The sequence below is a fragment of the Stenotrophomonas sp. STEN020 genome (genome assembly GCF_056760195.1).
In genome coordinates this window covers 19,452-37,121 of the sequence record NZ_JBRREI010000010.1, presented here as the reverse complement: position 1 = coordinate 37,121, position 17,670 = coordinate 19,452, and the positions used below count along the sequence as shown (strand labels likewise).

Genomic DNA, 17,670 nt, shown 5'->3' with positions numbered 1-17,670 from the left:
TCGTGGTGGTTCGGGGAAGCGGCCGAGTTTGGCGTAACGCAGTGCAGCAAAGCTAGAAAAACCCGCAATTTGGCGCGCTTTTACCGCGAATGGATGTCAACGTGCCGAATTCGGCATAAAACCACGGGCGCTGGCCAGGCCGCGGCCCCGGTAACCGAGCTTACGCTGCTGTGGCAGCTGAACAGTGCCGGCTTTGCAGCAGCATCACTCGGCAATGCCAAGCCGCAGCCCGAACACCACCAGGCAGACGCCAACCCCGCGGCGCAGCCATACGCCGACGCGTGGATAGCCGGCCAGGCGGCGGGCGATGAACTGGCCGCCGAAGATCAGCACCGAGCACCAGCCGATGCTGAGGATGGCGATCAGCACCGCCATCGTCGCCAGGGTCAGCGCACCGCGCTGGCGGACCGGGTCGATGAACAGCGGGAAGAAGGCCATGTAGAACAGGATCGCCTTCGGATTGAGCACACCGACCAGCAAGGCCTGGCGGAACCAGCGCCGCCCGTGTTGTACCGGCGCACTGTCGCCAGCGACCGCAGCTGCCGGTTCACGCAGCAGGTTGATGCCGACCCAGATCAGATAGGCCGCACCCACATAGCGCAGCGCGGCAAACAACACAGGATGCGCCTGCAGCAGCGCGGCTACGCCGGTGGCGGCAATCGCGATCAGGATCTGGTCGCCCAGCATCAAGCCGGCCAAGGTGGCGTAGCCGGCACGCACGCCACCGCGCGCGGTGGCGGTGAGCAGGGTGAAGGTGCCCGGTCCCGGCAACATCAGGAACAGGATCACGGCCACCACGAAGGTGCCCAGATCGTTGATACCCATCCACGGCATGTTGATTCTCCGGTGGGCTCAGCGCGCGCGCTGGTCGGCGATGCGTTGTTTCACCGCGTCGATCAACGCTGGTAGGTCATCAAAGCGCGGCACGCCGTAGCGGTCACCGGTGATATCCAGGTTGCCCTTGCGCCAATAACCCGCTGGTGCCGCCACCAGCAGCTTGCCTGAGTGCGCATACAGACCGAACTCGAGCAGGGTGATCGGGCTCTGCGTGCCCGGCGCGAAATACATCAGCACGATGTCGGCCTGCTCCAGCGCAGCCAGTTCCCATTCCACCTGACGGCGGAACTCGGGCTCGTCGGCCTCGGCACGCCAGGCCGGGTTCCAGTCGGCGCGGCGTGGATTGAGCATCAGCACGCCCTGGTCGGCTAACGCCGCCTGCACCTGCTGCTGCCAATCACCGGCCTTGCCCATCTCGATGCTGCCAGCCAGGAACACCTTGGGCCGCGCGTCGTTGACGGGCAAGGCGTTGGGCGAGGTGATGGTCTGCGAGTCACTGGCCAGGGCTGCCATCGGCAACAGGCACAACAGACTCGATAACAGCAGCAGCGACAGCGGCTTCATGGCGGGGATACGGCGGGTGGGGGTGCTTATGATCGCAGATAGGCGCCGATGGCAGTTTTCGCCAGTGGTCGGCTGGTTGCAGGATCAGCTTCTGAGACGGGCAGGGCTACACTTCTCCCCATGCAAACTGAAACCCTGATCCTTGGCGGCCTGCTGGTCGCCGTCCTCGTGCTGCAGCTGCTGCTGTTGCTACGCCGTAATGACAACTCTGCGCTGGAGAACACCTTGCGCGAAGAACAACGCAGTGGCCGTGGCGAACTGCGCGAGCAGCTGGAAACCATGGCGCGGCAGCAGGACATCCGCATCGATGGCTTCGGTCGCAACCTCACCGACTTGTCCACACGCACCGACCAGCGCCTGGACCTGCTGCGTGACAGTCTCAATGACGACGCCCGCAAAGGCCGCGAGGAAACCGCCAATGCGCAGCAGCTGCTGGCGCAATTGCTGGGTACGCGGCTGCAGGACGTGCGCGGCCAGCTCGACGTGTTCGGCCAGCAGCAGGAAGCGCGCATGGAAGCCTTCGCCCGCCAGCTGGCCGGCTTGCAGCAGAGCCTGGTCGAGGAAACCCGCAAGGGCCGCGAGGAAGGCGCGCAGGTACAGCTGCGCTTCGGCGAAACCCTCAACCAGAAGCTGGGCGAGCTGACCCAGCGCAACGAGCAGCGCATCACCGAGATGCGCCAGACCCTGGAAGCGCGGCTGAAGGACCTGCAGGGCGACAACGCCGCCAAGCTCGAGCTGATGCGCCAGACCGTCGACGAGAAACTGCAGAGCACGCTCAATACGCGCCTGGATTCCTCGTTCAAGCTGGTTTCCGAGCGGCTGGAGCAGGTACAGCGCGGGCTGGGCGAAATGCAGCAGCTGGCGACCGGCGTTGGCGACCTCAAGCGGGTGCTGAGCAACGTCAAGAACCGCGGCGGCTGGGGTGAAGTGCAGCTGGACAACATCCTCGAGCAGACCCTGACTGCCGAGCAGTACTCGCGTGGCGTCAAGCTGCGTGCCGACAGCGGCGAGATGGTCGACTTCGCCGTGCGCCTGCCCGGCCGTGGTGATGCTGATACGCCGGTTTGGCTGCCGATTGATTCCAAGTTCCCGCGCGAAGATTACGAACGCCTGCTCGATGCACAGGAAGCCGGCGATGCGGAGGCGGTGCGCAACAGTGGCAACCAACTGGAGCGCGCGATCCGCATCCAGGCCAAATCGATCAGCGAGAAGTACATCGTGCCGCCGCATAGCACCGACTTCGCGGTGATGTTCCTGCCGACCGAAGGCCTGTATGCCGAAGTGATCCGTCGAGCCGGTTTGGTGGACGCCTTGCAGCGCGAGCACAGGGTGGTGATTGCTGGCCCGACCACGGTTACTGCCCTGCTCAACAGCTTGCAGATGGGCTTCCGTACCCTGGCCATCGAACAGCGCTCGTCGGAAGTGTGGAGCCTGCTGGGCGCGGTCAAGAGCGAGTTCGGCAAGTTCGCCGGCATCCTCGAAAAGGCCGAGAAGCAGATCAACACCGTCGGCAAGAGCCTGGGCGACGCCAGCCGCAAGACCCGCACCATCGAGCGCAAGCTGCGTGGCGTGGAATCGCTGTCCAGCGACGCCTCGCAGGCAATGCTGGGCACAGACGATGACGCCGACGAAGCAGAAGACGAAAGCCCGACAGCGTAGTGCCGAGCCATGCTCGGCAGAGGCTTTCCAAGCAATCCCCAACCGTAGTGCCGAGCCACGCTCGGCAGAAGCCTTCCCAGCAAAGCTGCCCTCACCCCAACCCCTCTCCCGCACACGGGAGAGGGGCTGAAGCTGTAGTGCCGAGCCATGCTCGGCAGAGGCCCTACCGGTAACGCCACAGCCGAGCATGGCTCGGCACTACCAATACCCAGCCAGCCGAGCATGGCTCGGCACTACAGTGTTGCAGCACTGCGGTCGTGCCAGCGCCACCTGCGCCGTTTATGCTTGCGTTCTCCCAACCCCACAGCAGGAAACCGCATGACCGCTTCCGTGTACGACATCGCGCTGAACACCATCGATGGCGCCGCCGCTTCGCTGGCCGACTACCGCGGCAAGGTGCTGCTGGTGGTCAACACCGCCTCCAAGTGCGGCCTCACCCCGCAGTACGAAGGCCTGGAAAAGCTGTACCGCGAAAAGAAGGACGCAGGCCTGGAAGTGCTGGGTTTCCCGGCCAACAACTTCAACGGCCAGGAGCCGGGTAGCGAAGACGAGATCAAGCAGTTCTGCGCGCTCACTTATGACATCAGCTTCCCGATGTTCTCCAAGATCAGCGTCGCCGGCGCCGACATCCATCCGCTGTACCAGCAGCTGACCGCTGCCCAGCCGGACGCCATCGGCGAAGGCCCGATGCGCGAAAAGCTGGTCGGTTTCGGCATCGAGGCCAACCCGGCCCCGGCCGTGCTGTGGAATTTCGAGAAGTTCCTGATCGGCAAGGACGGCAGCGTTGTAGCCCGCTTCGCCCCGGACACCAGCGCCGATGACGAAGGTCTGCGCAAGGCCATCGACGCAGCGTTGGCTGCGTAAGGCCCAGGCTCTTGTAGGAGCGGCGTAAGCCGCGAAGCAGACATTGCCGACGGGCCGGATCAAGCTGCGATCTGCTGATCTACGAGCTTCGCGGCTGACGCCGCTCCTACAAAAAAGCAGAAAGCAAAAAGCCCGGGTTTCCCCGGGCTTCTTCATCCAGCGGCGACCAGAATCAGTCGCCCCAGTTCGGCATCGGCATTGCGTCGACCGGGATCGTCATCTGGTCGTCATCGTCGTGCTTGCGGTCGCGGCGCAGATCTTTCTCGATCTGGTAATTGCGGCGCTGCAGCCAGGCATCGCGGGTCAATGCGTATTCGTCCACCGCGGTGTCACGCAGCGAATCCACCGCCATCAGCTGTGCACGCATATCCACCAGTTGCAGACCCTGCAGACCGATGCGGACCTTGTCCATCTCGATCTGCCGCATCGGCGACAGCGGAATATCACCGGCCAGGCCGAACACATCACGCACGGTACGCGGGCCGAAGAACGGCAGCTCCACGTAACGCGAACGACGCCAGCCCCACGCACCCAGGGTCTGACCGAAGTCTTCGCTGCGCTTGGGCACCATCGCCTTGCTGGCCGGATCGAACAGACCACCGATGCCGAAGGTGGAGTTCATCAGGAACCGGCCCAGCGTGTCCCATGCATCGTCGGCATGACCTTGCAGCAGCTGGTTGACCACGGTCAGCGGTGAACGCAGGTTGCTGAAGAAGTTGCTGACGCCGGTACGTGCGAACTGCGGCACCACATTGACGTAGGCCGTGGCCAACGGACGTGCGACGGCGCGGTCCACCGCATTGTTGAAGCTGTGCACGCCGCGGTTGTACTTCTCCCACGGGTCGTAGGTCACGCTGGCAGCAGCTCCACCCGCTTCGCCTTCAGCGCTCGGCGCCGGGCCGCCATACAGCGCAGCGAAGTCGTCTTCGGCACCAGTCGGGGCCGTGCCATCGCTGGCTGCTGCGGTGTTCTGCGCGCTGTCGGCGGAAGCCGTGCTTGCAGTGTCCTGCACCGGTACAGCAGTGGCAGTGACGACGGCTTGTTCAGCGGCCTGCGGTGCAACCACGGTGGACGCAGGCAGCGCATCGCGCGCTGGCTTGCCGGCACAGGCCGCAAGCATCGCCACGCTTAGCAGGAGGAAGAGGGTGCGGAAAAGTTTCATGTCAGCTTCCTGCTGATGAGGTATTGAAATCGAGGGACGCTGACAGCCGATAGGCTGCACACAGTTCGTCCAGACCAGCCGGGCTGCCGCAGACGTTGCCGCCACCGTGTGCCCGTAGACGTGCGGTCAGTTCACCCAGCAACGCCAGGCCGGCGCTGTCGATGCCATCAACCGCGCCCAGGTCGAGCTGACGTACAGGCGCAAGCGCCCGCGTCAGCTGCGGCCACAGTGCAACCACCGCCTCGCGGTTGATCACGCCTGCCAGCAGCAGGGTGTCGCCCTCGGTGCGGAAGGTGGCGTTACTTGCCACGGGGAGCGGCCGGACCCGCATTGGCCTGCATGCTGCCGCTGCGCAGCTCGGTGGCGACCTGCTTGATCGACTTCTGCCGCAGCGGGGCGTCGAACTGGTTCTTGAAGGTCTGCACGTAGGAGATACCTTCGATCATCACGTCGAAGATCTTCCACTGCCCATCCACATTGCGCATCAGGTATTCGACCGGGGTCGGCTCGCTGCCGGCGCGGACCAGCTCGGTGGAGACCTTGACGCCGCGGTTGCCCGGCAGCGGCTGCTCGCTCTTGTACCGGAAGCTGGGCTTGCCCTGGATATCGAGCAGGGCCGAGCCGTAGCGCGACATCAGGTTGTCGGCCATGGCATCGGCGAACAGCTTGACGTCGGCATCGGCGGCACCGCGGCCGTGCACGCCCAGCACCAGGCGGGCGGCGTAGTCGCGGTCGAAGGCGCGGCTCAGCTCGCCATCGATATAGCTGCGCAGGGTTGCCGGGTTGGCGCGGAACTCCGCGCGGCGGGTCTGCAGGGCATTGATGATGCGGGTGCTGGAGTCCAGCACGGTGCGGGCGGCGGCCGAGGGCTGCGCGGCGGTTGCGGCCGGGCGCGTCTGTGCCAGCGTGACCGACGGTGCGGCGGCCAGCAGGACTGAGGCGAGCACGACGGTAAGCAGTTTCACGTTCATGGTTGCGGTTCCGTAGCGGGCGCGTCTGCGCCGGGGGTTTCATTTGCAGCCGCGCCGGTATTGCCGCCGCCGCTGAACATGTATTTGCCAACCAGCTGCAGCAGGTCTACCGCCGGCTGGGTGAAGACGATTTCATCGCCGGACTTCAATACGTCCGGGTCGCCACCGGGCTGCAGGCCGATATAGCTTTCGCCCAACAGACCGCTGGTGAAGATGCCGGCCGAGGTGTCGGCGGGCAGGTCCTTGAACTTGCTGTCCAGCGACAAGGTCACGATGGAATCGTATTTAATCGGGTCCAGCTGAATGTCAGCTACTTGGCCGATCGTCACACCGCCAACCTTCACTGGCGCCTGCTTGCGCAGCTGCCCGATCTGGCTGAAACGGGCCTTCAGTTCATAGCCGCCACCGCCGGTGCCGAAGCGCTGGTTGGTGGAGGCGACGGCCAGCACCAGCAGCGAGGCCAGGGCCAGCAGCAGGAAGGCGCCGACGGAAAATTCGAGTCTGGGTCCACGGATGGCCATGTTGTGTCTCACTCCTGATCCATCTGGTGCTTCGCAGAGCGAAGCGGGTTGTTCGGTTGTTTGTTTGATCCCCGCACACGGATGTGCGGACTTCTGCGAGGGACTCGCATCATTGGAACAGCAGCGCCGACAGCACGAAGTTGAACATCAGCACCAGCAACGAGGCGTTCACCACCGCACGGGTGGTGGCCACCGAGGTGCCTTCAATGGTCGGCTCGGCGTGGAAGCCGACATAGGCCGCGACCAGCGCTGCGGTACCGCCAAAAATCGCTGACTTGAGCAGGGCCACGGCAAAGTCGTCCCAGAAATCGACACTGCCGCGCAGCCCCGACCAGAACGTTCCGTTGTCCTGGCCCAGGATGTGCACCGCTTCGAAATAACCACCGGCGATGGCCAGCGAGCAGAAGATGCCGGTCAGCAGCGGCACGGTCAGCACTGCCGCCCAGAAACGCGGCGCGACCGCCTTGGCGATCGGGTCGATGGCCATCAGCTCCAGCGCCTTGATCTGGTCGGTGGCGCGCATCAGGCCGAGTTCGGCGGCGATCGAGCTGCCGGCGCGGCCGATGAACAGCAGCGCGGTCAGCACCGGTGCCAGCTCGCGGTACAGCGACAGGCCAAGCAAGGTGGACAGCGCATCGGAGGCGCCAAAGGTGGTCAGCGTGCGGTAGCCCTGCAGGGTCAGTACCAGCCCGACGAAGGCACCGCCGACGGCGATGATCGGCAGCGAACGCGCGCCGATCTTGTAGATCTCGCGGGTCAGCTCGGCCAGGAAATCACGCGTCGGCAGTGAGCCGCGCAGCACGGTCAGCGAGAACAGCCCGGCACGGCCCAATGAGCGGATGGAGGAGGTGAAGGGCATCAGGAAACGGCTCCCAGAGCGCGACGGCTGCAGGGCTGTTCTCCCTTCTCCCGCAAGCGGGAGAAGGTGCCCGAAGGGCGGATGAGGGTAGCTTTTGCTCCAAGTGCTTTAAAAGCGCCCTCACCCCAGCCCTCTCCCGCTGTGCGGGAGAGGGGGCCAAAAGCGGACTTCGCGTGCATCTTCAGCATCACGCGTTCTCCAGCCCGTAATTACGTATCGGCGCATCGAACGGAATCGGGCCGTCCGGTTCGCCGTGCAGGAACTGCCGCACCAGCGGATCGGTACTGGCCTGTAGTTCGTCCGGCGTGCCGGAAAACACGATGCCGCCATTGGCGATCACGACCGCCTGATCACTGATCGGCAGGGTTTCATGCACATGATGGCTGACGATGATGCTGGTCAGGCCCAGGCTGTCGTTCAAACGCTGGATCAGGCTCATGATCACGCCCGAGGCGATCGGGTCCAGCCCGGTCAGCGGCTCGTCGTAGATCATCAACGGCGGGTCCAAGGCCAGCGCACGCGCCAAGGCAACGCGCCGCGCCATGCCGCCGGACAACTCGCGCGGCCAGGCATCGGCAGCGGCCAGCAGGCCAACCGCATGCAGCTTCATCTGCACCAGACGCTGCAGCACCGGCTCCGGCAGTTTGGTATGCGCACGCAATGGCAGCGCCACGTTGTCGGCCACGCTCAGGTCGGTCAGCAGACCGTTGCCCTGCAACAGCACGCCGACGTTCTTGCGCATCTCCAGCAGATCACGGTTTCCGTGCGGGATATCCCGACCAAACAACTGCACGTTGCCGGACACCGGCCGCAACTCACCGGTCAGCGCCGCCAACATCGTTGACTTGCCACTGCCCGAAGGGCCGAGCACCGCGGTGATGCTGCCACGCGGTACCTGCAGCGAAACGTCGCGCAGGATGGTGCGTCCGCCGCGATCGATTCGCACGTTGGACAACTGCACCAAGGGAGTCCGGGCTGAGGGCATGACGGCCTTTAACGGAAAACCAACGTTCTAGGATTGCCAGCAGCGCCTGAACATAAGCGTACTGGACCGTGCAGTATTGTCTCATTGTCAGCACCCAGCGCCATGCACAGCTTGGGGCCTTGTCAGCAACACAGTGTGCAGGGGATGGGAGAGTCAGTCGGTCAGGATTGTGCGCAATGCATTCATGTCTCGCCCCCTGCGATGCTGCTGCGGCAAGATGGCGTGATGAGCAATGCCCCCGATTTCCGCCTGTACCATTCCAATGCACTGGATGTGCTTGCCCAGCTGTTGGCTCACGCGCTGCGTGAGCCGGCACCCGGCCAGCCCTTGCTGGCTGCCGATATCGTCCTGATCCCGCAGGTGGCGATGCGCCGCTGGCTGCAGTCGACCCTGGCCGCCGAATACGGCGTCTCAGCCAATCTGGAATTCCTGACGCCGGGCGAATTCGTTGCCAAGGCACTGAAGGCCAATGTGCCGGGCGAGCGTGATGACCTCGGTGCGACCGGGTTGCACTGGCGTTTGTATGGGGCGTTGACCGACAGCAGCTTGATGCAGAAACCTGCGATGGCCGGACTGCGTGCCTACCTTGATCGTGACGATCCGTTGCGCCCGTGGGCGTTGGCGGCCGAGCTGGGCGGGGTGTTCGAGAAGTACCAGGCCTGGCGCCGCGACTGGCTGCTGCGCTGGGAGGACGGTGCCGAGCCGGACGACCCGCAGGCCATCCTGTGGCGGCATATCGCTGGTGGCCAGAACTACCGTGCACGGCGAATCAACGATTACCTGGCCCGCTTCGAAGGCGAACACCAACCGCTGCCGCAAGGTCTGCCGCAGCGCCTGTTCGCCTTTGCCACGCTCAATGTCTCGCCGGACGTGCTGCGGGTGATCGCCACCCAGGCGCGGGTCGGTACGCTGCACTTCTATATGCCGACGCCAACGCGTTCGTATTGGGGCGATCTGCAGACGCTGAAGGAAAAGCTGCGCAGCGGCCTGGCCGAGCCATTCGGCACCGAGGCCGGCGAGAACCCGCTGCTGCAGGCCTGGGGCGAAGCCGGCCGTGACTTCATGGCAGTGCTGGGCGACTACGAAGTGGTGCACCCCAGCGGCGAAATCGCCGCCTACGTCGATCCGGAAAGCATTCCCGTTCCCGGTCTGGATGACGGCGGGCTCGGCGACAGCCTGCTGCACTGCCTACAGGCCGACCTGTTCCACCGCCGCGCGCTGCCTTCGCCGCCGTTGCGCGAGACGCTGCGGGTGGACGACCCCAGCATCCAGATCCACGCCTGCCATACCCGCCTGCGCGAGATGCAGGTGCTGCACGACCAGCTGCGCGCGCTGCTGGAAGACCAGCGCTTCGACCCGCCGCTGCAGCCGCGCGAGATCGCAGTGCTGGCGCCGGATATCGACCCCTACGTGCCCTACCTGGAATCGGTGTTCGGCGGCCGTGGCGGCAACGATGCGCACATTCCATGGGCGCTGGCCGATGCCAGTCCGTTGCAGGGCGAACCGCTGGCCGAGGTGTTCGTGCAGTTGCTGGGCCTGCCGGTGTCGCGCTTCGGCCTCAATGAAATCCTCGACCTGCTGTCCAGCGCGCCGCTGGCGTCCGCCTCCGGTCTGGACGCGGCTGCGTTCGAACGCCTACACGGCTGGCTGCAGGCGGCCGGCGCGCGCTGGGGCCTGGATGCCGGCCATCGCGAGCAGCATCAGGCGCCGGCCGACGATGCCTACACCTGGCAGTTCGCGTTGGACCGGCTGCTGCTCGGCCATGCCAGCGGCAGTGATGAGGACATCGCAGGCGTCGCGCCGTGGCCGGAACTGGAAGGCGGTGGCCTGGCTGCACTCGATGCGCTGATCCGTCTGCTGCGTGTTCTCGCTCGCCACCAGAAGACCCTGGCCGAAGCATTGAGCCCCAACCAATGGCGCGAGCGCCTGCTCGGCCTGTTGCTGGCGCTGTTGCCGGAAACGCCGACCGAACCGTCCGCTGTGCGCGCGCTGGACCGCCTGCGCAAGCTGGTCAACGAATTCGCCGAAGAAGCCAACAGCGCCGGTTTCGACGCGTCGGTACCGGCCGAAGTCGTGCGTGCACATTTCGCCTCGGTGCTGTCCGAGGCCGATACCCGCGCGCCGCTGCTGACCGGCGGCATCAGCTTCGGCCGCATGGTGCCGATGCGCCTGCTGCCGTTCCGGGTGATCTGCGTGCTTGGTTTGAACGACGGTGATTTCCCGCGCCGCGACCCGGCAGCTGGCCTGAGCCGGCTTACCGCCGAGCTGGGCACTGAGCGCCGTCGCTATGGCGACCGCTCGCTGCGCGAGGACGACCGCTTCCTGTTCCTGCAGCTGTTTGCTTCGGCCCAGGACGTGTTCTACCTGAGCTATCTCGGCGCCGATGCCCGAGACGGCAGCGTGCGCGAGCCCTCGGTGTTGGTCAGCGAACTGGTCAACGCGGCGTCGGCGTATCACTTGGATAACGCTGCCGCGCGCAAGCAACTGGTGGTGCGGCATCCGCTGCAGCCGTTCGCCCCGGCGGCATTTGGCGGCGATGGTGAGCCGCGTCGTTTCAGTTACCGGCGCCAATGGCATCCGGCCGCCAGCGCGGTCGGCGGCAGCCGGCAACGGCTGGCGCCATGGTTCGATGGCCCGCTGAACGCACCGCTGCCCACCGCGCTCAACGACGACAGCCTGTCGCTGGATACCCTGCGGCGTTTCATCAGTGATCCGGCCGCGCAGTTCCTGAATCAGCGCCTGGGACTGCGGCTGGCCGGTGAAATCGATGACAGCCAAGACATCGAGCCGCTGCTGGTACCCAGCGGCGGTCGTCTGCATTCGTCCTTGCAGCAACACGTACTCAGCGCCCTGCTGGAAGGCCGCGAAGCAGGCCTGTACCAGCGCCTGCGTGCCCGCGCGTTGTTGCCTTCCGGTGCGCTTGGGCGGCAGCAGTTCGAACGCATGCTCAGCCGCATCCGGCCCTGTGCGGAAACGTTTTCGCAGTGGTACGACGGCAAGCCGCTGGGCTCGCAACGTTACGAAGTCGAGCTCGATGGCGTGCGTCTGCACGGGCGTGTCGAGCAGATTCATCCACAGGGCCTGGTCCGCCTGCAGGCGGGGTCGCCAGGGGTTGCCTATGTGCTGCGCGGCGGCCTTGATTGGCTGCTGGTGAACGCTGCCGGTGTGCCGTCATCGATGCTGCAGTTCCATGACAACGGGCAGGCTGACTATGGCCCGCATCAGCTTCCAGAGCTGTCTGCAGAGACTGCGCAGGAAGCCTTGAAAGCCTTGCTGCGTCTACGTTCTGAAGGAATGCAGGCGCCGCTGCTGTTCGCTCCCTACACCGGTTGGGAGATCTACAACGCCGACGATGACAAGCGTGAAAACGCGGCGCAGGCGCGCTGGTTCGGCAGCGAGCACAGCTGGGGCGAGCGCAACGGTGAAGCCCTGCAATTGGCCTTGCGCGGCACCGATCCGTTCGCTTCGCCAAGCACTACTCACAGATTTATCCACAACGCCTTGTTGATATTTACCGCGCTACGCGAGGGCCGCGTTTTGCCCGATTTCGACGCTGAAAACGATGCCATGAACGGAGCCGGCGCATGAGCACCGAAGCGCTGCAGCAGGACCCGTATCTGCACCTGCCGTTGGACGGCCTGCGCCTGATCGAGGCCAGCGCCGGCACCGGCAAGACCTTCACCCTGGCCACGCTGTTCACCCGGCTGGTGGTGGAGCAGGGCCTGCGCATGGGCCAGATCCTGGCCGTCACCTTCACCGACGCCGCAACCCAGGAACTGCGCAAGCGCATCCGCGAACGCCTGGAACTGGCCGCCCGTGTGGTCGACAGCACGCCGGACGACAACGACAGCCCCGAAACCACGCTCACACGCGCCATCCTGCAACGCCATCTGCAGCAGGGCAGCGAGAGTGCCGCGCAGCTGGGCCGACGCCTGCGCATTGCCGCTGAAGAAACCGATCTGGCCTCGATCTTCACCATCCACGGCTTCTGTACCCGCGTGTTGGGCGAATACGCCTTGGAGAGCGGCCACACCTTCGCCGCGCCCGAGCTGTTGGCCAATACCCGCGAACTGCATGCCGAACTGGCGGCGGATCTATGGCGCCTGCATGCAGGGCAGGGCGAGCATCTGGAAGCGCTGCTAGGCCTGTGGAAAAGTCCGGATGCACTGGCCCGGGATCTGCCCGCATTGGCGGCCGAGCTGCCGCTTTATCCACAGCCACCGCAGACCCTGATCGAAGACACCCGCCCGTTCCGCGACGACGCAGCGCAGCGTCTGGCCGCCGGCATCGCCGCGCACGGCGAAACCTACCTGCAACAACTGCGTGGCGCGCTGGAAGGCGGCATCCTCAACAAGGCCAGCTACAAGCCCGATTGGATCGAGCCGCTGTTCCAGCAATTGCTGCAGTGGAGCCGTCACCCTGATCCGACCGCCGAACTGGACGAACGTCTGGAGCGGCTGACCTTGGACGTGCTCACTGCCAAGACCAACAAGGCCAAGGCCGGCAGCACCCCGCAATCGCCGCTGCAGCCGCTGATCGCCGATTACCTGCAGGCGTTGGCGCAGGTAACGCAATGGCAGCGTCAGCAGTCGATCGTGCTGTTGCACCAGCTGCGCAGCGAAGTCCGTCAACGGCTGGCCCAGCTCAAGCAGCTGCGCCGCCAGCAGACCTACGATGACCTGATCGACAACGTCGCCAATGCCTTGCACGGCCCGCATGGCGCGCATCTGGCCGAACGCCTGCGCGCGCAGTACCGCTTCGCCCTGGTCGACGAATTCCAGGACACCGACCCGCGCCAGTGGGACATCTTCCGCCGCGTGTTCGCAGCTGATGACGCTGATGCTGCGCTGTTCCTGATCGGTGACCCCAAGCAGGCCATCTACGGCTTCCGTGGCGGCGACGTGCATACCTATCTGCAGGCCAAGTCACTGGCAGAAGCCGCACCGGCGCTGGACCGCAACTTCCGCTCACGCCCGGGCGTGCTGCGCGCGATCCAGGCCTTGTACGACAACGCCGGCCCCGAAGCCTTCCTCGACGAGCGCATCCAGTTCGAGCCGGTACTGCCTGGCAGCAAGCGCAGCGATGCCGACTATCTGTTCGACGGCAAACCCGCGCCAGCGCTGACCCTGCAGCTGATTGCAGGCGACGCTGACGGTAAGCCATTGAAGGCCGATGCCTCGCGCGATGCCGCCACTGAGGCCTGCGTGGCAGATATCCACAAGGTGCTCAGTGCCGCCCGCGAAGACCGCGCGCTGGTCGATGGCAAACCGGTGCAGCCGGGTGATATCGCCGTGCTGGTGCGCTCGCATAAAGAAGCTTCCCGTGTGCAGCAGGCCCTGGCCGCGCTCGGCATTCCGGCGGTAGCTGCAGGCAAGCAGAGCTTGTTTGCCAGCGCAGAGGCGCATGAATTGCGTCTGCTGCTGTTGGCCTTGCTGCAACCGGCGGACGAAGGCCGCCTGCGCGCCGCGCTTGCCACCGTGCTGCTGGGCGAAAGTGCAGCCGCCATCGCTGCGATGGAGCACGAAGGCGAACAACAGCGCTTGCATCAGGAACGCCTGCTGCAATGGCGTGAGCGCTGGCAGCGTGGCGGCGTGCTGGCCCTGCTGTCGGACCTGTGCGCCGAACAGGCCGAGCGTCTGTTGCTGCTGATCGACGGTGAGCGCCGCCTCACCAACTACCTGCAGCTGGCCGAAGCCCTGCAGGAAGCCAGCAACCGCAGCATCGGTCTGCACGGCCTGCTCGATTGGCTGCAGGCACAGATCGCCCACGCCGATGAAGGCGACGAAGCGCAGCTGCTGCGGCTGGAATCCGATGCCCGCCGCGTGCAGATCATCACTCTGCACAAGAGCAAGGGCCTGGAATATCCGCTGGTCTATCTGCCCTTCGTCGGCATCGCCACCAATGCGCCGGACAGCAGCAACCATCGCACCGTGCACGACGGCGAACAGCGCGTACTGCATTGGAAGATCGACAAGGAAGATCCCGATTGGAAGGCCGTTGGCCAGCAGGTCAACGCCGATGAGGAGGCCGAAACCGCGCGCCTGCTGTACGTCGGTCTGACCCGCGCCGAGCATGCCTTGTGGATAAGTGGCGGTGCCTTGACTGGCTTGGCAACCTCGCGGCTCGGGCCGATGCTGCAGGGCTTGCCCGAGCATGCCGACATCCAGGTGATCAAAGACGACAGCGGCCCGGCGCCGACGCGCCTGCCGCCCGAACGCGAGCAGGCCTTGCCGCCGGTACGCGAGGTACGCCGCAGCGTGCCGCACGACTGGTGGGTCTACAGCTTCACCCAGCTCGCCCATGCCGAAGGCGGCCATGACACTGCCGCCGCCGCCACCGAAGACAGCGGCGGTGCTGCCGACGAACCGGCGCAGGTCGATGTGGATGCCGAGCCGGCCAATGAAGCCGCCACCGCACAGCCGGAGGTATTCGATCCGCGCTTCGCCGGCAGCCGCTTCGGCAACGTGCTGCATGCCGCACTGGAGAACGTCGATTTCGGCATCTGGCGTGATTGGAAAACCACCGAAGAGGCACCGCAAGGGCAGGGCGAGATCATCGCCAAGGCCATGCGTGCAGATGGCTACATCGACGAAGAGATTGATGATGGCGTGGCCTTGCTGACCGAGCTGATCGGCCAGACCCTCACCGTCACCCTGCCCGAAGGCGGTGCCCTGCATTCGCTGGGTGACGGCGAGCGCCGCGCCGAAATCGAGTTCCACTTCGCCATGCAGCCGACCACGGTGCCAGCACTGCTGCGCGTGCTGCATGCACACGGGGTTGTGCGCGGCCGTAACGGCTTTGGCCTGCGCCGCCAGCTGGAAGGGCTGATGACCGGCAAGATCGACCTTACCTACGTCCGCGACGGGCGTTGGTATGTGCTCGATTACAAATCCAACCGCCTGCCGGACTACGCCCCGGCGCAGCTGGATGCAGCCATGCGCCATAGCGAATACGACCTGCAGGCGCTGATCTACACCGTGGCCCTGCACCGCTGGCTGCGTTTCCGCATCGGTGCCGGCTACGACTATGCGCGTGACTTCGGCGGCATCCGTTATCTGTTCTGTCGCGGTCTGGATGCAACGCGTGCGCAGTCGCCGGGCCTGTACGCGCATAACTTCGCCCCAGAGCTGGTGCACGCGGTGGACGAATTGTTTGCCGGTGGCCGCGACGGCCATGCGGCCTTGTTGGCACGACTGGGAGGCGAGGCATGAGCCTGCTGGCCGCTTTGAACAAAATCGGCGCGCTGCGCGCGATGGACCATGCCTTGGCGCAGAGCCTGCGGCGCCTGGATACGGAGACACCGGACGCGGTGCTGGCTGCTGCTGCCTTGGCGTCGCTGTCGGTATCGCAGGGGCATGCGGGCTTTGATCCGGCCCAGCCGCAGCGATTGGTGGATACCGGTGTGGAATGGCCGGCTGCCGAGGAATGGATTGCGCAGCTTGCGTCGTCCAAGTGGATATCCACAGCTGTGGATAACAGCGTGGAGTCGCAGCAGGCACCTTTGGTGTGGGAGAACGGGCTGCTGTATCTGCGTCGCTATCGTGAGTACGAACGCCGCTTGGCGGCGGGTCTGCAGCGGATCGGGCAGGCGCCGGTTGCTGATGGTGATGTGGCTGGATTGGCAGCGGTGTTTGCTTGCTTGTTTCCTGGGCAGGCAGCGCCGCAAGAACCACAGACCTCAGCGCAGCCGGATCTCTTCCTTCTCCCGCCTGCGGGGGATCAAAGGGCCTGTCCCCGCGAAGGCGGGGATGCCCGAAGGGCGGATGAGGGGAAGCTCTTGGACCACCAAGCAAGAGCCGCAGCCACCGCCCTGCGCCACAACCTGCTGCTGGTCACCGGCGGCCCGGGCACCGGCAAGACCACCACCATCACCCGCCTGCTGGTGCTGTTGGCCGCACAGGCGCAGGCCGCAAACCAAGCAGCACCGCGCGTCGCCCTGGCCGCGCCAACCGGCCGTGCCGCCGAGCGCATGGCCGAAAGCCTGCGCCACGCCCTGCAGAAGCTCTCGGCGGAAGGCATCGACAGCGCCCTGTGCGAGCAACTGCCGACCACTGGCACCACCTTGCACCGCCTGCTCGGCGTGATCCCGGATTCACCGCGCTTCCGCCACCACGCCGACAACCCGTTGCCTTATGACGTCATCGTGGTCGACGAAGCCTCGATGATCGACCTGCCGCTGATGACCAAGCTGGTCGAAGCCATCGCTCCCGGCACCCGCCTGGTGCTGCTCGGCGATCCCGATCAGTTGCCCTCGGTGGAAGCGGGCGATGTGCTCAGCGCCATCCTGCGTGCAGCGGGCGATGGCCAACGCACCACTGCAACAGATGCCGATGCATTGCGCCCGCTGTTGGGCGAATTGCCAGTCGATGCGATCGAAACCACCCCCGCCGACTTCGCCGGTGCCCGCGTGCAGTTGCAGCGCGGCTACCGCCAGAGCGATGCCCTGCAGCTCGCACCGCTGGCCAGTGCCATGCGCGACGGCGATGCAGTGCAGGCATTGCAGCTGCTGCGCGACGCTCAACTGACTGGGGTGCACTTCCACGAAGGCGATATCGATCCGCTGCAGGCCTGGCGCGAGCCTTTGCAGCAGTACTGGCAGGCACTGGCCGATGCAGCCACGCCGGCCGACGCGCTGGCCCTGGCCGGCCGCATGCGCCTGCTCACCGCCGTACGCGAAGGTCCGCAGGGCGCACGCGGGCTCAACGCCCGCATCGAAGACCTGTTGGCCGGCAACCGCGGCCGCGCGTTGGGCCCGGGCTGGTTCCACGGTCGCCTGCTGATCATTGGCGAGAACAGCTACCGCCACCGCCTGTTCAACGGCGATGTAGGCATCTGCCTGCGTGATGGCGACGGCCGCAGCGTCAGTGCCTGGTTCCCCGGCGACGACCCCGCCAACCCACGCGCCTTCCATCCGGCGGCGCTGCCGCTACACGAAAGCGCATTCGCGATGACCGTGCACAAGGCGCAAGGCTCGGAGTTCGACCAGGTATGGCTGCAGCTGCCACGCCGCGACAACCGCGTGCTCAGCCGCGAGCTGCTCTACACCGGCATCACCCGCGCCCGTAACGGGCTGCATCTGGCTGGCAGCGCCGAGGTGATCGAAGCCGCCCTGGCCCGCCACGCCAGCCGCTGGTCAGGGCTGGCGCAGCGGCTGTCTCCTTCCCCCTTGCCATAGACAAAGGGGAGCGGCCAGTCCGCACAAGAAGCACCCCTCCCCAACCCTCCCCTTCGCCTTTGGCGAAAGGGAG

At 65.5% G+C, this 17,670-nt stretch carries 13 protein-coding genes; 5 read left to right on the top strand and 8 right to left on the bottom strand.

Going from position 1 to position 17,670, the window contains the following annotated elements:
• Positions 1–204: 204 nt before the first annotated feature.
• Together leuE and ACVOLZ_RS06350 are read right to left on the bottom strand one after the other, a co-directional pair.
• The gene (gene leuE, locus ACVOLZ_RS06355; protein WP_481515446.1) at positions 205–834 is read right to left on the bottom strand and encodes a leucine efflux protein LeuE; all 630 of its coding nucleotides are present in this window, start codon (positions 832–834) and stop codon (positions 205–207) included.
• A gap of 18 nt (positions 835–852) precedes the next feature.
• Positions 853–1,401 carry a nucleoside 2-deoxyribosyltransferase domain-containing protein gene (locus ACVOLZ_RS06350; protein ID WP_481515445.1) on the bottom strand — a complete coding sequence of 183 codons (549 nt, stop codon included), beginning with the start codon at positions 1,399–1,401 and terminating at the stop codon, positions 853–855.
• Positions 1,402–1,521: 120 nt separating this feature from the next.
• On the opposite strand from ACVOLZ_RS06350, the gene ACVOLZ_RS06345 reads away from it, so the two are divergent.
• Entirely contained in the window at positions 1,522–3,060 is a 1,539-nt protein-coding gene (locus ACVOLZ_RS06345) for a DNA recombination protein RmuC (RefSeq protein ID WP_481515444.1), read from the top strand.
• A 318-nt stretch (positions 3,061–3,378) separates the two neighbouring features.
• Positions 3,379–3,924, top strand: coding sequence for a glutathione peroxidase (locus ACVOLZ_RS06340; RefSeq protein WP_481515443.1), 546 nt, complete (start codon positions 3,379–3,381; stop codon positions 3,922–3,924).
• Between the two features lie 172 nt (positions 3,925–4,096).
• Here the strand turns inward: ACVOLZ_RS06340 and ACVOLZ_RS06335 are convergent, their stop codons facing one another.
• From ACVOLZ_RS06335 to ACVOLZ_RS06310, 6 genes are all read right to left on the bottom strand, one after another.
• Positions 4,097–5,086, bottom strand: coding sequence for an MlaA family lipoprotein (locus ACVOLZ_RS06335; RefSeq protein ID WP_481515442.1), 990 nt, complete (start codon positions 5,084–5,086; stop codon positions 4,097–4,099).
• A gap of 1 nt (position 5,087) precedes the next feature.
• Positions 5,088–5,396 (bottom strand): STAS domain-containing protein, encoded by a 309-nt coding sequence (locus ACVOLZ_RS06330; protein WP_481515441.1) that lies wholly within the window; start codon positions 5,394–5,396, stop codon positions 5,088–5,090.
• Positions 5,386–6,057: an MlaC/ttg2D family ABC transporter substrate-binding protein gene (locus ACVOLZ_RS06325; RefSeq protein WP_481515440.1), complete on the bottom strand. Its 672-nt coding sequence runs from the start codon at positions 6,055–6,057 to the stop codon at positions 5,386–5,388. Before ACVOLZ_RS06325 ends, ACVOLZ_RS06330 begins: the two co-directional genes overlap by 11 nt.
• Positions 6,054–6,578: an outer membrane lipid asymmetry maintenance protein MlaD gene (mlaD, locus tag ACVOLZ_RS06320; protein WP_481515439.1), complete on the bottom strand. Its 525-nt coding sequence runs from the start codon at positions 6,576–6,578 to the stop codon at positions 6,054–6,056. The genes ACVOLZ_RS06325 and mlaD overlap by 4 nt, the downstream gene beginning before the upstream one ends.
• Before the next feature lie 109 nt (positions 6,579–6,687).
• Entirely contained in the window at positions 6,688–7,437 is a 750-nt protein-coding gene (locus ACVOLZ_RS06315; RefSeq protein ID WP_057629957.1) for an MlaE family lipid ABC transporter permease subunit, read from the bottom strand.
• 187 nt (positions 7,438–7,624) lie between these two features.
• The gene (locus tag ACVOLZ_RS06310) at positions 7,625–8,422 is read right to left on the bottom strand and encodes an ABC transporter ATP-binding protein (protein ID WP_481515438.1); all 798 of its coding nucleotides are present in this window, start codon (positions 8,420–8,422) and stop codon (positions 7,625–7,627) included.
• A gap of 225 nt (positions 8,423–8,647) precedes the next feature.
• On the opposite strand from ACVOLZ_RS06310, the gene recC reads away from it, so the two are divergent.
• The 3 genes from recC to recD are packed head-to-tail and all read left to right on the top strand — an operon-like array spanning position 8,648 to position 17,597.
• Positions 8,648–12,010, top strand: a complete 3,363-nt coding sequence (gene recC, locus ACVOLZ_RS06305; protein WP_481515437.1) for an exodeoxyribonuclease V subunit gamma — start codon at positions 8,648–8,650, stop codon at positions 12,008–12,010.
• Positions 12,007–15,633, top strand: coding sequence for a UvrD-helicase domain-containing protein (locus ACVOLZ_RS06300; protein ID WP_481515436.1), 3,627 nt, complete (start codon positions 12,007–12,009; stop codon positions 15,631–15,633). The genes recC and ACVOLZ_RS06300 overlap by 4 nt, the downstream gene beginning before the upstream one ends.
• Positions 15,630–17,597 carry an exodeoxyribonuclease V subunit alpha gene (gene recD, locus ACVOLZ_RS06295; protein WP_481515435.1) on the top strand — a complete coding sequence of 656 codons (1,968 nt, stop codon included), beginning with the start codon at positions 15,630–15,632 and terminating at the stop codon, positions 17,595–17,597. The genes ACVOLZ_RS06300 and recD overlap by 4 nt, the downstream gene beginning before the upstream one ends.
• Positions 17,598–17,670: the final 73 nt, after the last annotated feature.

What these genes read in the sequence shown, in the direction of transcription:
- ACVOLZ_RS06310 (WP_481515438.1), bottom strand. Translation starts at nt 8,422, where the DNA reads ATGCCCTCAGCCCGGACTCCCTTGGTGCAGTTGTCCAACGTGCGAATC.
- ACVOLZ_RS06300 (WP_481515436.1), top strand. Translation starts at nt 12,007, where the DNA reads ATGAGCACCGAAGCGCTGCAGCAGGACCCGTATCTGCACCTGCCGTTG.
- recC (WP_481515437.1), top strand. Translation starts at nt 8,648, where the DNA reads ATGAGCAATGCCCCCGATTTCCGCCTGTACCATTCCAATGCACTGGAT.
- ACVOLZ_RS06350 (WP_481515445.1), bottom strand. Translation starts at nt 1,401, where the DNA reads ATGAAGCCGCTGTCGCTGCTGCTGTTATCGAGTCTGTTGTGCCTGTTG.
- ACVOLZ_RS06325 (WP_481515440.1), bottom strand. Translation starts at nt 6,057, where the DNA reads ATGAACGTGAAACTGCTTACCGTCGTGCTCGCCTCAGTCCTGCTGGCC.
- mlaD (WP_481515439.1), bottom strand. Translation starts at nt 6,578, where the DNA reads ATGGCCATCCGTGGACCCAGACTCGAATTTTCCGTCGGCGCCTTCCTG.
- ACVOLZ_RS06335 (WP_481515442.1), bottom strand. Translation starts at nt 5,086, where the DNA reads ATGAAACTTTTCCGCACCCTCTTCCTCCTGCTAAGCGTGGCGATGCTT.
- leuE (WP_481515446.1), bottom strand. Translation starts at nt 834, where the DNA reads ATGCCGTGGATGGGTATCAACGATCTGGGCACCTTCGTGGTGGCCGTG.
- ACVOLZ_RS06345 (WP_481515444.1), top strand. Translation starts at nt 1,522, where the DNA reads ATGCAAACTGAAACCCTGATCCTTGGCGGCCTGCTGGTCGCCGTCCTC.
- recD (WP_481515435.1), top strand. Translation starts at nt 15,630, where the DNA reads ATGAGCCTGCTGGCCGCTTTGAACAAAATCGGCGCGCTGCGCGCGATG.
- ACVOLZ_RS06315 (WP_057629957.1), bottom strand. Translation starts at nt 7,437, where the DNA reads ATGCCCTTCACCTCCTCCATCCGCTCATTGGGCCGTGCCGGGCTGTTC.
- ACVOLZ_RS06340 (WP_481515443.1), top strand. Translation starts at nt 3,379, where the DNA reads ATGACCGCTTCCGTGTACGACATCGCGCTGAACACCATCGATGGCGCC.